At 72.0% G+C, this 13,527-nt stretch carries 11 protein-coding genes; 9 read left to right on the forward strand and 2 right to left on the reverse strand.

The window, feature by feature from the left end; all coding sequences use genetic code 11:
* Positions 1-437: 437 nt before the first annotated feature.
* Both ACY1JF_RS30415 and glxA read left to right on the forward strand, forming a co-directional pair.
* Positions 438-2,276 carry a glycosyltransferase family 2 protein gene (locus tag ACY1JF_RS30415; RefSeq protein ID WP_462708492.1) on the forward strand — a complete coding sequence of 613 codons (1,839 nt, stop codon included), beginning with the start codon at positions 438-440 and terminating at the stop codon, positions 2,274-2,276.
* A 3-nt stretch (positions 2,277-2,279) separates the two neighbouring features.
* Complete coding sequence (gene glxA / locus ACY1JF_RS30420; protein WP_462708493.1) at positions 2,280-4,235, forward strand: radical copper oxidase GlxA; 1,956 nt, start codon at positions 2,280-2,282, stop codon at positions 4,233-4,235.
* Positions 4,236-4,250: 15 nt separating this feature from the next.
* Here the strand turns inward: glxA and ACY1JF_RS30425 are convergent, their stop codons facing one another.
* A complete protein-coding gene (locus tag ACY1JF_RS30425) occupies positions 4,251-5,240 on the reverse strand; it encodes a glycoside hydrolase family 6 protein (RefSeq protein ID WP_462708494.1) in 990 nt (329 codons plus the stop codon).
* Positions 5,241-5,489: 249 nt separating this feature from the next.
* On the opposite strand from ACY1JF_RS30425, the gene ACY1JF_RS30430 reads away from it, so the two are divergent.
* From ACY1JF_RS30430 to ACY1JF_RS30440, 3 genes are all read left to right on the forward strand, one after another.
* Entirely contained in the window at positions 5,490-5,999 is a 510-nt protein-coding gene (locus ACY1JF_RS30430; RefSeq protein ID WP_462708495.1) for a MarR family winged helix-turn-helix transcriptional regulator, read from the forward strand.
* A gap of 54 nt (positions 6,000-6,053) precedes the next feature.
* On the forward strand, positions 6,054-6,392 hold the full coding sequence (locus tag ACY1JF_RS30435; RefSeq protein ID WP_462708496.1) for a DUF3817 domain-containing protein: 339 nt from the start codon (positions 6,054-6,056) through the stop codon (positions 6,390-6,392).
* An 80-nt stretch (positions 6,393-6,472) separates the two neighbouring features.
* Positions 6,473-8,173, forward strand: a complete 1,701-nt coding sequence (locus ACY1JF_RS30440) for an acyl-CoA mutase large subunit family protein (protein WP_462708497.1) — start codon at positions 6,473-6,475, stop codon at positions 8,171-8,173.
* A 136-nt stretch (positions 8,174-8,309) separates the two neighbouring features.
* Here ACY1JF_RS30440 and ACY1JF_RS30445 read toward each other — a convergent pair whose 3' ends face one another.
* The gene (locus ACY1JF_RS30445; RefSeq protein WP_462708498.1) at positions 8,310-8,933 is read right to left on the reverse strand and encodes a TetR/AcrR family transcriptional regulator; all 624 of its coding nucleotides are present in this window, start codon (positions 8,931-8,933) and stop codon (positions 8,310-8,312) included.
* Positions 8,934-9,168: 235 nt separating this feature from the next.
* On the opposite strand from ACY1JF_RS30445, the gene ACY1JF_RS30450 reads away from it, so the two are divergent.
* The 4 genes from ACY1JF_RS30450 to ACY1JF_RS30465 all read left to right on the forward strand — a co-directional run bounded on the left by ACY1JF_RS30450 (position 9,169) and on the right by ACY1JF_RS30465 (position 13,466).
* Positions 9,169-10,143 (forward strand): tetratricopeptide repeat protein, encoded by a 975-nt coding sequence (locus ACY1JF_RS30450; protein WP_462708499.1) that lies wholly within the window; start codon positions 9,169-9,171, stop codon positions 10,141-10,143.
* A 651-nt stretch (positions 10,144-10,794) separates the two neighbouring features.
* Positions 10,795-11,421: a DUF6230 family protein gene (locus tag ACY1JF_RS30455; protein WP_462708500.1), complete on the forward strand. Its 627-nt coding sequence runs from the start codon at positions 10,795-10,797 to the stop codon at positions 11,419-11,421.
* 91 nt (positions 11,422-11,512) lie between these two features.
* On the forward strand, positions 11,513-12,037 hold the full coding sequence (locus ACY1JF_RS30460) for a DUF6114 domain-containing protein (RefSeq protein WP_462708501.1): 525 nt from the start codon (positions 11,513-11,515) through the stop codon (positions 12,035-12,037).
* Positions 12,027-13,466, forward strand: a complete 1,440-nt coding sequence (locus ACY1JF_RS30465) for a hypothetical protein (protein WP_462708502.1) — start codon at positions 12,027-12,029, stop codon at positions 13,464-13,466. Before ACY1JF_RS30460 ends, ACY1JF_RS30465 begins: the two co-directional genes overlap by 11 nt.
* The last annotated feature ends 61 nt before the right edge of the window (positions 13,467-13,527 follow it).

Genomic DNA, 13,527 nt, shown 5'->3' on the forward strand with positions numbered 1-13,527 from the left:
CGGCCCCCCCCCCCCCCCCCCCCCCCCCCCCCCCCCCCCCCCCCCCCCCCCCCCCCCCCCCCCCCCCCCCCCCCCCCCCCCCCCGACCCCGAAGCACACCCTGGGCGCTACGCGCACCCCCACCGAATCCGCGCAGGCGCCGCAGGCGTACACGCACCGCATCCCGCGCAGGCGCCGCAGGCGTACACGCACCGCACCCCCCACAGACGCCGCAGGCACCCCGCACCCCCCGCAGACGCCGCAGGCACCCCGCACCCCCCACAGACGCCGCAGGCACCCCGCACCCGCACAGGCGCCGCAGGCACCCCCCGCCCAAGCGCCGCAGGCACACGCACCCCGCTCCCACCCGCCTGGACGCCCCCAGTTCGACACGTCCCCGCATCTCCACTTTCGTATGGGTAGATCGCTGGATCACTCCCCACCCACTGGAGGGCGCCGTGCGGCCGGAGGGCTACGACTACGACACCCACAGCCGGCTGGCCGGGCCGCTCACGGAGCCGTCCGGCACCGCCTACCGGGTGCAGTACACCTCGCTGCTCTCCCGTGAGCCCCACCGGACAAGAGCCGTCCTCCTCATGACCCTCGCGCCGCTGTTCACCGGCGCCCTGCTGGTCTACCTCGTCTGGCCCACCCACTGGGTGGAGCGGGAGGGCGCCGACCGCTGGCTGACCACCCTCGACGTCACCATGCTCATAGCGATCGGCCTGATCGAGCTGTTCATGGTCGTCAACGTCGCCTCCGTCGCCCACGCCACGCTGGTCGCCCGCGACCCCGTCCCCGTCACCCCCGAACCCGGCGCCCGCGTCGCCTTCCTCACCACGTACGTCCCGGGCAAGGAACCCCTCTCCATGGTCCGCGCCACCCTCGAAGGCGCCACCCGCGTCACCCGCCCCGGCGCCCGCGGCGTCCTCGACGTGTGGCTCCTCGACGAGGGCGACGACCCCGCCGCCAAGGCCCTCTGCGCGGAGCTGGGTGTTTGCCACTTCACCCGCAGCGGCGTCCCCGAGTGGAACCAGGAGACCGGCGTCCACAAGGCCCGCACCAAGCACGGCAACTACAACGCCTGGATCGCCATGCACGGCGACGCCTACGACTTCTTCGCCTCCGTCGACACCGACCACGTCCCGCTCCCCGGCTTCCTGGAGCGGATGCTCGGCTACTTCCGTGATCCGGACGTCGCCTTCGTCGTCGGCCCCCAGGTGTACGGCAACTACCACAACCCCGTCACCAAGGCCGCGGAGTCCCAGCAGTTCCTCTTCCACGCCCTGATCCAGCGGGCCGGCAACCGCTACCGCGCCCCCATGTTCGTCGGCACCAACAACGTCGTACGCATCGCGGCCGTGAAACAGGTGGGCGGCCTGTACGACTCGATCACCGAGGACATGGCCACCGGCTTCGAGATCCACCGCCGCCGCAATCCGCTGACCGGCCGCCACTGGCAGTCCGTCTACACCCCCGACGTCCTCGCCGTCGGTGAGGGCCCGGCCTCCTGGACCGACTTCTTCACCCAGCAGATGCGCTGGTCCAGAGGCACCTACGAGACCCTCATCAAGCAGTACGGCAAGGCCCTCTTCCGGATGCCCCCCGGCCGCCTGCTCTCGTACACCCTGATGCTCGTCTACTACCCGATGACGGCCGTCAACTGGTTCCTCGGCATCCTCAGCTGCCTCCTCTTCCTCTGCTTCGGCGCCTCCGGCACCGAGGTCGCCGCCTCCGTCTGGCTGATGCTCTACAGCGACGCCGCCGCCCTCCAGGTCGGCCTCTACCTCTGGAACCGCCGCCACAACGTCTCCCCGCACGAGCCCGAGGGCTCCGGCGGCCTGGCCGGCATGGCGATGTCGGCCCTCTCCGCCCCGATCTACCTCAAGTCGTTCGGCGAAGCGCTGCTGCGCCGCCCCAGCCGCTTCGTCGTCACCCCCAAGGGCGACGGCGCCAGCCCCGACCGCCCCCTCACCTTCCGCATCCACCTCACCTGGGCGTTTGTCCTGGTCGCCGCCCTGATCGTGTCCGTCGTCCTCGACCACACCCACGTGGCGATGCGCACCTGGGCGTTCCTCGCCACGGCGATCTCCCTGGCCCCGTTCGCCGTCTGGGCCACCACGGACCGACGCGCGCGCAAGGCGGCCTCCGCCCCCGCCTCCGCCGCCTCCGCCACCCCCGCGGCTCCGCCCGTGCCCACCCATCCGCCCGGCACCACCCAGGCGGCCGGTGCCCCCGCCTTCGCCGCCACCGGCATCACGTCCACCGTCTCCGGCACCATGACAGGAGGTAACTAGGCCATGGCCTACCAGCCCTCGCGGAAGACCAAGAAGACCATCCTGGGCGTGGGCGGCCTGGCCGTCCTGGCCGCGCTCAACGCCCCGGCCGCCCTCGGCTTCGCCGGCGAGAAGTACCACGCGTACAAGATCTCCCGCCCGGCCTACAAGGCGGAGTACGGCTCCTGGGACCAGGTCGACATCCCGCAGGAGTACCGCACCAACGCCATCCACGCCGCCCTCCTGCACACCGGCAAGGTGCTGATCGTCGCCGGCTCCGGCAACGAGCAGAAGAAGTTCGACGCCGGCTCCTTCGACACCGTCCTGTGGGACCCGCGGAAGAACACCTTCGAGAAGGTCCCCACCCCGGAGGACTTCTTCTGCGCCGGCCACGCCCAGCTCCCCGGCGGCCGCCTGCTGGTGGCCGGCGGCACCGCCCGCTACGAACTCCTCGACGGCGAGGTCGAGCGGGCCGGCGGCGGCATGCGCGTGAAGAACGAGAACCCCGACAAGGCCGTCCACCTCCCCAAGGGCACCCGCTTCCGCTCGCCGGCCGGCGTCGAGTACGTCTCCAAGTTCGACGTGACCGTCCCCAGGGCCAAGCGCGAGTTCGAGATCACCCGCGACGAGCGCGGCGCCGTCCAGCCGTACCGCACGAAGGTCACCGCCGGCGAGCGCCGCGTCTTCGTCGAGGCCGCCGAGAAGGGCCCGCTGTCGGTCACCGACGCCCGGACCCAGTACGAGATCGTCGGCCTGAGGGGCAAGGACGCCGACAACACGTACGGCCTCAGCGAGAAGATCACCCTCGACAAGCAGGACTTCCAGGGCATCCGCGCCGCCTACGAGTTCGACCCGGTCGCCGAGAAGTACGTCCCCGTCGACCCGATGGACAAGGCCCGCTGGTACCCGACCCTGGTCGGCCTGGACGACGGCCGCGTCCTCGCCGCCTCCGGCCTGGACGACGTCGGCATGATCGACCCGGGCGACAACGAGATCTACGACCCGAGGACCAAGAAGTGGTCACCCGGCCCCAAGCGGTACTTCCCCACCTACCCCGCCCTCTTCCTCACCAAGGGCGGCAAGCTCTTCTACTCCGGTTCCAACGCCGGCTACGGCCCCGCCGACCAGGGGCGCGTCCCCGGCCTGTGGGACCTGGAGACCAACACCTTCCAGAAGGTCCCCGGCCTCACCGACCCCGACCAGCTCGAGACCTCCGCCTCCCTGCTCCTGCCCCCCGCGCAGGACCAGAAGGTGATGGTGCTGGGCGGCGGCGGGGTCGGCGAGTCGCGGAAGTCCACCCCGCGCACGGCCGTCGTCGACCTCAAGGAGGAGAACCCGGCCTTCAGGCCCGGCCCCGACCTGCCCCAGGGCACCCGCTACCTGAACAGCGTGATCATGCCGGACGACACCGTCTTCACGTCCAACGGCTCGAATGACTACCGCGGCCGCAGCGCCAGCAACATCCTCAAGGCGCAGTTCTACGACCCGAGGACCAACGCCTTCAAGGAGGCCGCCGCGCCCGCCGTGGGCCGCAACTACCACTCCGAGGCGCTGCTGCTGCCCGACGGCCGGGTCGCCACCTTCGGCTCCGACCCGCTCTTCGACGACCAGCAGAACACCAAGCTCGGCCACTTCGAGCAGCGCATGGAGGTCTTCACCCCGCCCGCCCTGCACCGCGGCGCGGCCACCCGCCCGGCCCTGAAGGACGGCCCGCAGACCCTCGACGCCGGCCACCGCGTCACCTACCGCACCGACCACCCCGACCGGATCGCCGAGGCCCGCCTGATGCGTCCGGGCGCGGTGACCCACACCACCGACGTCGAACAGCGCTCCATCGAACTCGGCGTGACCAAGAAGGGCAAGTCGGTCACCTTCGACGTCCCCGAGGACCGCACCCTGGTCCCGCCCGGCTGGTACATGCTCTTCGTCACCGACGGCGAGGGCACCCCGTCGAAGGCGAAGTGGATCCACGTGGAGTGAGCGGAGGCGGGCGGATCACGCCCCGGCCTCACGGGCCAGCCCCAGCGCGTACTCCGGCCACCACCGTCCGGCGTCCGGCCCGCCCGCGCAGGCGCCGTCCGACTCCCCGGGCCGCTTGACCCACAGGTACGCGTCGACGACCGGGTCCTCGGTGTCGGTGGTCGGCCGGGTGCCCAGCGCCCGGCCGGGCGGGTTGCACCAGACGCCGGGCAGCGGACCGTTCCCGTTGCGGCTGGTGTCGATGACGAAGTGCTTGCCGCCCAGCCCCTGGGACAGCTTCTTGCCGTACGCCGTGGTGGCGTCGGTCGTCTGGAAGTTGGAGACGTTGAGCGCGAAGCCGTCGGCCCCCTCGATCCCGGCCCGCTTCAGCGGTTCGACCAGCGCCCAGGGGTCCTTGATCCAGGACGGGTTGCCCGCGTCGAGGTAGACCTTGGTGCGCGGCTGCTCCTTCAGCCGGGTGATCGCCTCGCCCAGCAGCCGCTCGCGCTCGGCGTGCAGCTCGCGCGGGGTGCAGCCGTCCACGATGTGCGCGACGGCGTCGGGCTCCAGCACCACCAGGGCCTGGGCGTCGCCGATGGCGGCGGCGAACTTCCCGATCCACCGCCGGTAGGCCGCCGCGTTCGCCGCGCCCCCGGCGGAGTGCTGGCCGCAGTCGCGGTGCGGGATGTTGTAGGCGGTCAGCAGGACCGTCTTCCCCGCCTTCGCCGCGGCCCGGGTGGCCCTGCGCACCAGCGGCGCCGGGTCGATCTCGCCGGCCGGCCAGAGCGCGGCCGGCTGCCCGGCGATCCGCTGCAGGAGTTCGGCGTCCCGGGAGCGGCCCTGCCGCTGCCACAGCCGGCCCTGCCGGGCGGCGGGGCTGTCCGGGTCGACCCAGAAGCCGTCGCCGCCCGCCTCCTCGGAGGGGACCGCGGCCACGGACGCCTCGTCGACGTCGGCCGCGGAGGAACAGCCCGCCGCGAGCCCGAGGGCGGTGAGGGCCGCGAGGGCGCGGATCAGCCGGAACATGCTGCTCCCTGAAGCAGAGGTGATAAAGCTCAACGATCCGGCACGCATAGTTGCATAACGGACGCGTCGCTGCCCGCATCGCCATGCCCGCGACCGAGTGCGACCGGCGAACCGGCGACCGGCGGCCGGCGGTCGCCGGTCACCGGGCGGTCAGCGCCGGGCGGCCCGGCGCCGGGCGGTCAGTGCCGGGCGGTCCGAGGGCCGGGACGGAGCTGACCGGCATGTGACCGGCCGGTAAGGTCTGATGCCGTGCCGAAGCCCCTCAGTCTCTCCTTCGACCCCATCGCACGCGCCGACGAAAGCTGGAAGCGCCGCTGGGGCAACGTGCCCTCCATGGCCGCCATCACCTCGATCATGCGGGCCCAGCAGATCCTGCTGGCGGAGGTCGACGCGGTGGTCAAGCCGTACGGCCTCACCTTCGCGCGCTACGAGGCGCTGGTGCTGCTCACCTTCTCCAAGTCGGGCGAACTGCCGATGTCCAAGATCGGCGAGCGGCTCATGGTGCACCCCACGTCGGTGACGAACACCGTCGACCGGCTGGTCACCTCGGGGTTCGTCGCCAAGCGCCCGAACCCCAACGACGGCCGCGGCACCCTCGCCTCGATCACCGACAAGGGCCGCGAGGTGGTCGAGTCCGCCACCCGCGACCTGATGGCCATGGACTTCGGCCTGGGCGTCTACGACGCCGAGGAGTGCGGCGAGATCTTCGCGATGCTGCGCCCGCTGCGGGTGGCCGCGGGCGACTTCGCGGAGGACTGAGCCGCGGGCGGCCCGCCGCAAGATCGCCCGGAACGTCTCGTTACGCTCGTACCCATGAAAAAGAGCGTGCTGACCCGCTACCGGGTCATGGCGTACGTCACCGGTGTCCTGCTGATCCTGCTGTGCCTCGGCATGATCGGCAAGTACGTGCTGGACATGAACGGTGCCGACGACTTCACCCGCGTCGTCAGCATCGCGCACGGCTGGCTCTACGTCATCTACCTCGTCTTCGCCTTCGACCTGGGCGCCAAGGCGAAGTGGCCGGTCAAGAAGCAGCTGTGGGTGCTGCTCGCCGGAACCATTCCGACGGCCGCGTTCTTCGTCGAACGCAGGATCACCCCGGAGCTGCAGGCGAGGTTCACCGAGCCCGCGCCCGCCGCCGTCAAGGCGTAGCGCGCCCGCCGCCACCGCCGTACACACGTACGGCGGTTTCCCGTCGACAGGTACTAGGACGTCCTAGTAAATTCGAGGGTATGGACGCTGACGCCATAGAGGAGGGCCGCCGACGCTGGCAGGCCCGGTACGACGCGGCGCGCAAGCGCGACGCCGACTTCACCACGCTCTCCGGCGACCCGGTGGAGCCGGTGTACGGACCCCGCCCCGGGGACACCTACCAGGGCTTCGAGCGGATCGGCTGGCCGGGCGAGTACCCCTTCACCCGCGGCCTGTACCCGACCGGCTACCGGGGCCGGACCTGGACGATCCGCCAGTTCGCCGGGTTCGGCAACGCCGAGCAGACCAACGAGCGCTACCGGATGATCCTGCGCAACGGCGGCGGCGGCCTCTCGGTCGCCTTCGACATGCCGACGCTGATGGGCCGCGACTCCGACGACCCGCGCTCGCTCGGCGAGGTCGGCCACTGCGGGGTGGCCGTCGACTCGGCCGCCGACATGGAGGTCCTCTTCCGCGGCATCCCGCTCGGCGACGTCACGACGTCGATGACGATCAGCGGCCCGGCCGTCCCCGTCTTCTGCATGTACCTGGTCGCCGCCGAGCGCCAGGGCGTCGACCCGTCCGTGCTGAACGGCACGCTCCAGACCGACATCTTCAAGGAGTACATCGCCCAGAAGGAGTGGCTCTTCCAGCCCGAGCCGCACCTGCGCCTGATCGGCGACCTGATGGAGTACTGCGCGGCCGGCATCCCCGCCTACAAGCCGCTCTCCGTCTCCGGCTACCACATCCGCGAGGCGGGTGCGACGGCCGCGCAGGAACTGGCGTACACGCTGGCCGACGGCTTCGGCTACGTCGAGCTGGGCCTCTCCCGCGGCCTGGACGTCGATACCTTCGCCCCCGGCCTGTCCTTCTTCTTCGACGCGCACGTCGACTTCTTCGAGGAGATCGCGAAGTTCCGCGCGGCCCGCCGCATCTGGGCCCGCTGGATGCGCGACGTGTACGGGGCGCGGTCGGAGAAGTCCCAGTGGCTGCGCTTCCACACCCAGACCGCCGGTGTCTCCCTCACCGCCCAGCAGCCGTACAACAACGTGGTCCGCACGGCGGTGGAGGCCCTGGCGGCCGTGCTCGGCGGCACCAACTCCCTGCACACCAACGCCCTCGACGAGACCCTCGCCCTCCCCTCCGAACAGGCGGCGGAGATCGCCCTGCGCACCCAGCAGGTCCTGATGGAGGAGACCGGCGTCGCCCACGTGGCCGACCCGCTCGGCGGCTCCTGGTACGTCGAACAGCTCACCGACCGGATCGAGGCGGACGCGGAGAAGATCTTCGAGCGGATCAGGGAACGGGGGCTGCGGGCACACCCCGACGGACGGCACCCCATCGGCCCGATGACCTCCGGCATCCTGCGCGGCATCGAGGACGGCTGGTTCACCGGCGAGATCGCCGAGTCCGCCTTCCGCTACCAGCGGTCGCTGGAGAAGGGCGACAAGAGGGTCGTCGGCGTCAACGTCCACACCGGCTCCGTCACCGGCGACCTGGAGATACTGCGGGTCAGCCACGAGGTGGAGCGGGAGCAGGTGCGGGTGCTGGGCGAGCGCAGGGCCGCCCGCGACGGCACCGCCGTACGCGCCGCCCTGGACGCCCTGCTCGACGCGGCCCGCTCCGGCGCCAACATGATCGAGCCGATGCTGGCCGCGGTGCGCGCGGAGGCGACCCTCGGGGAGATCTGCGGGGTGCTGCGGGAGGAGTGGGGGGTGTACACGGAGCCGGCGGGGTTCTGACCCTCGGCCAAGGGCTCCTCCCCTCGGCCAAGGGCTCTCCTCCCCTCGGCCAAGGGTTTCTCCCCTTGCCCCGGCCCTGCTCGGCCCGTGCCCGGCCCACTCGGCCCGCGCCCGGCCCACTCGGCCCGCGCCCGGTCTACTCGGCCGGCCGGGCGGTCAGGCCCGACAGCAGGACCCGGGTGAAACCCCGTACCCACGCCTCGTCCGCCGGCTCCGCGCTCACCAGCGTCCGGTGCACCACCGCGCCCGCCACCACGTCGAAGATCAGGTCGACGGTGCGGGCGGCCTCGTCGGGGTCGGGCTGGGACGGGAGTTCGCCGCGGGCCTGGGCGCGGGCGCGGCCCTCCAGGACCAGGCCCTTTTGACGGGCCACGATCGAGCGGCGGATGCGTTCGCGCAGGGCGGCGTCCCGGGTGGACTCGGCGACGACCGCCATCAGGCCGCTCCTCGCCTCCGGGCGGTCCAGGATCGCCGCGAACTGGAGGACCACGCCCTCGATGTCGGCGGCCAGGCAGCCGCGGTCGGGCAGGCGGAGTTCGTCGAAGAGCTCGGCGACCGCGTCGACGACCAGCTCGTTCTTGCCCGACCAGCGGCGGTAGAGGGTCGTCTTGGCGACCCCGGCCCGCGCCGCCACGTCGCCCAGGGTCAGTTTCGACCAGCCCAGCTCGACCAGCGCCGCCCGCGTCGCGGCCAGGATCGCGGCGTCGGCCGCCGCGCTGCGCGGGCGGCCGGAGCGGCCGGCGGGGGAGCGGTTCGGCATCCTCCGACCATATCCGCGGGTTTGACGGAGGCGACCGTGAGGGAGATCACCGAGGGGCCGTATCGCGGGGAGCGCGGCGGGCATTACGCTACGACGCGTAGCGAAAGCCGGGACGACCCCGGTACGGAGCGACGACCACCGGCGCCAGGTGGGGACCTGGCGCCGAACAGCACACTCCAGAGCGTGTTTCAGGCCGCTTTTCACGGACGCGCGCGGTACGGGGGAGGATAGGCGCATGCAGCCACGGAACATGTCCATGAGCGGAGTCGTCGACCTCGCCGCGGTGAAGGCGGCCCAGGAGGCCAAGGCGAAGGCGGAGCAGGCGCGCGCCCAGGCCGCGCAGCAGGGCGGCGGGGGTGCCGTCTCGCCCGCCGATCTCGTCATCGACGTCGACGAGGCGAGCTTCGAGCGCGATGTCCTGCAGCGGTCCACCGAGGTCCCGGTCGTCATCGACTTCTGGGCCGAGTGGTGCGAGCCCTGCAAGCAGCTGAGCCCGGTCCTGGAGCGGCTCGCCGTCGAGTACAACGGCCGGTTCCTGCTGGCCAAGATCGATGTCGACGCCAACCAGATGCTGATGCAGCAGTTCGGCATCCAGGGCGTCCCGGCCGTCTTCGCGGTGGTCGCGGGGCAGGCGCTGCCGCTCTTCCAGGGGGCCGCCGCCGAGGCCCAGGTCCGCCAGACCCTGGACCAGCTGGTGCAGGTCGCCGAGCAGCGCTTCGGCCTGACCGGCCTGGTCGTCGACCCCGAGGCCGACCCGGGCGCCGCCCGGCAGGTCCCCGCCGCCCCGGCCGGACCGCACGACGCCGCGCTGGAGGCCGCCGTCCAGGCCCTGGACGCGGGCGACCTGGGCGGCGCGGTCCGCGCGTACCAGAACGTACTGAACGAGGACCCGGGCAACACCGAGGCCAAGCTCGGCCTCGCCCAGGCCCATCTGCTCCAGCGGGTGCAGGACCTGGACCCGCAGCAGGTGCGCAAGGACGCCGCCGACAAGCCCGCCGACGTACAGGCGCAGATCGCCGCCGCCGACCTCGACCTGGTCGGCGGTCACGTGGAGGACGCCTTCGGGCGCCTCATCGACACGGTGCGGCGCACCTTCGGCGACGAACGGGACGCCGTACGGGTACGGCTGCTGGAGCTGTTCGAGGTGGTCGGCGCCGACGACCCGCGGGTGACGGCGGCCCGCCGGGCGCTCGCCCGCGCCCTGTTCTGACCGCGCCCGCGCCCCTCCCGACCGCCCGGCCGACGATCTTCCGGCCGGGCGGTGCCCGAGTGAAGGAAAACGTCGGCGGAGCCGCAGGACGGCCGCGCTTTGCCAAAACTTGGTAATCGCGACCGCTGTTACTGCGAGTAAGTCACCGACGGTGGGGCGCCGGAGTCTGTCCGGCGAAGCACGGTTTTGTCCCGTTGTCCGGAAGCACCCAGCGTCGCCGGGCGGGACCCGTGCGGCGACCCGTGGTTATCGCCCCGTTACTAGCCGGTAACGGCGCCCCTTGTGCGGGCGGCGAGAATGCACCACGATCGGCCACGCTCGGTCCGTTCCCGTACCCCGACAGCCAATCGGGTCACGGGCTTCCTGGGTCCCCACCGAGCAGGACCGGCGGCAGTGGAGCCGGTCCTTGGACAGGGGGGTCTTCGCCCTTTTCGGCGGAGCCTGTCCGCAAGGTTGTGCGTGATGCGTGTCAGGCGCGACCAGTGGTTGTCGCTCGGGGGTGATCGCCGGTGATTCGGGCGCGTGGTGCGCGCCGTCGACCGCGGGCGCTCTCCTTCCCGAGGACGTAGCACTTCTCCCATCCCTGCCCGGCAGAGCCGCCGCCCGGGGGCTGGCCGCGGCCAGGAGATGTACGTCCGAGAAGGAGGAAATATGGAGTCCCAAGCGCGTGGTGGGACCAGATGGAAGCGGTTCGCCGTGGTCATGGTGCCCAGCGTCGCCGCGACGGCCGCGATAGGCGTCGCCCTGGCGCAGGGGGCGCTCGCCGCTTCGTTCAGTGTGTCGGGGCAGCAGTTCAAGGTGAGTGCCGACAAGCTCACCGGTACGGGGTTCTCGCAGTACGGAGCCTATGACGACGGGGCGACCGGCCGTCACGCGGTGGCCGTCTCGGCGTTCGACCACGCGGAGATCGAGGACCTGTGCCAGTCGGTGGTGACGGACGTCCCGCTGCTGGGCCCCGTCACCCTGCGGCTGGACGCGGGCGAGGATCCGGACAAGCAGGTCAGCGCCGAACAGCTCTACATCGACGTCGCGGACCTCGACGCGGACGCCGTGTTCACGAACATCGACATCGGCGTGGCGGCCGGGAAGATCGACAAGGGGCCCGGCATCAAGGCGGGCGACCACGCCAGTGCGGGTGGCTTCTCCCAGCAGGCCGAGACCGCGGTCCTGACCGGCGTGGAGCAGACGGCGTGGGCCACCACCGCCGGCACCTTCACGCTCAGCGGTCTGCACATGTCGCTCAAGAAGGGCGACGGCGAGGGCATCGAGTGCTACTGAGCCTCCGCTGACGGGTGGGGGCCGGCCGCGCCCCCGCCCGTTCACCCCCACATCACCACCACGGCAACGCTGTACCAGGGAGCTGTTTTCCATGAGCGCCGAGACTCCTGTCGCCGCCGGCCAGTTCACCCGCCGTAGGCAGCAGTTCCGAGACTGGCGGGGCACCCGGCCGTTCTGGGCCGGTCTGCTCGTCCTGCTCGGTGGCTTCCCGATCATGTACTTCCCGTACGCGAACCTGAAGTTCGGCAATCTGACGGTGGCCATGTCCACCACGGCCGGTGCCGGCTCTCTGATCATCGGCGTGCTGCTGGTCGTCCTCGGCGTCAGCCTCTGGTTCCAGAAGCACGTGCGGACCTTCGCCGGTGTCGCGGCGATCCTGCTCGCCCTGGTGTCCATCCCCGTGTCCAACTTCGGCGGCTTCGTCGTCGGCTTCGTGCTCTCGCTCGTCGGCGGGGCCATGGCCGTCTCGTGGGCGCCGGGCATACCGGACGGGCCGCAGCCGGCGCAGCTGACCAGGGAGCGGGGCGATGTTCCCGGGGGCGCGGCCCAGGAGCCGGACCATCTGTCAGGAACGAGCCCGGCCAACGGGGCGAACGGGAGGCACAGTGCCGGCTGACGAGGTGACTCGCGGGGCTGACGCGGAGGCGTCCCGCGTGAGAACCGGGCCGCGCCACGCGGCACCCAGGAAACCGTTGTTCACCAGGTTCCACGTACCGGCCGGCAAGGCGATAGCCCTGGCGGCCATGCCGACGGCGGTCCTCATGGGGATGGGGTTCACGCCGACGCTCGCCGCGGCGGACGGCAACGAGACGTCCACGTCGAAGAGCCTGACGGCCGACGAGTACAAGGCCTGTGTGGAGGCGCTGACGGGCGACGGGGACGGCAAGGGCGACAAGGACGGTGCCTCGGCGTCGGCCTCGGCGTCGCCGTCGGCGAGCGGGAGCGGTGGCGAGGGGGCCGCCGGGGGATCGGAGCCGGGCCCGTCCGCGACGGACGCGGGCACGGATGCCGGCACGGGCGCGGATGCCGGCACCGGCACGGGCGCGGGCGCGGACACCGGCACCGGCACGGGGTCGGGGGAGAAGGCCGGTTCCTCCTCGTCGTCGGATTCAGGTTCCGACGACGAGACGGCGGAGGCCGAGGCCGGTACCGGGACCGAGCCGTCCGCCGAGTCGTCACCGTCACCGTCCCCGTCGGCCTCGCAGAGCGGCGGCGGGCTGCTCCAGGGCATAGGCGACGCCATCGGGGGCCTCCTCACCGGCGGCAAGAGCACCGAGGAGTCCGCGAGCGCCACGGCCGCCCCGTCGGCCACCCCCTCGGCCACCCCGTCCGCGTCCGCTTCGGCCTCGGCCTCGGCCTCCGCGAGCCCGTCCGGCGACGGCGGGGACGGGGGCGCCGCCTCCGACGCAGGGGACGAGGCGTCCGAGGCGGTACAGGACGCCGGGGAAGCCGTCGACGAGGCCGCCGCCTCGCCCACCGCCGGCGGCACCGGCACCGGCACCGGCACCGGCGCGACGACCACCAGCCCCACCCCCTCCGCGAGCGCGAGCGCCTCCACCGACCCGGCCGTGGACTGCCCGATCGCCACCGACGCCGAGGGCGGTGTCGACAACACCCTCGCCCTGCCGGACCGCCCCTGGGAACTGGAGGCCAGCTCGCTCACGCTGAAGGGCGCTTCCTACAAGGGCGTCGTCCAGGTGCGGACGGCCGACGGGACCACCAAGAAGGTGCTGAAGTACGTCGTCTCCAACGGCACCGACATCGGCGACCTGCACCAGATCGTGCACGACGACACGACCGGCAAAACCCACCACGTGCAGGCGGCCGAGGGCTCCACGTCCACGATCCGCGACGGTGACACGGTGATGTACACGCAGAGCATCTCCGGCAACCTGCTGGGGCTGATCCCCATCACCTTCGACCCGGAGCACCCGCCGCCGCTGGACATCCCGCTGATCTACTTCACCGACGTGAAGGTGGTGCAGGCGGGGCAGTTCGGCGGGACCCTGACCGTCCCGGGGCTGCACCAGTACATGACCGACTGAAAGACACCACGGACACCGCAGACACCACGGACCCGTCCGGGAGCCGCACAACACCGAGGGC

The organism is Streptomyces sp. SYSU D01066-1 (genome assembly GCF_054956795.1).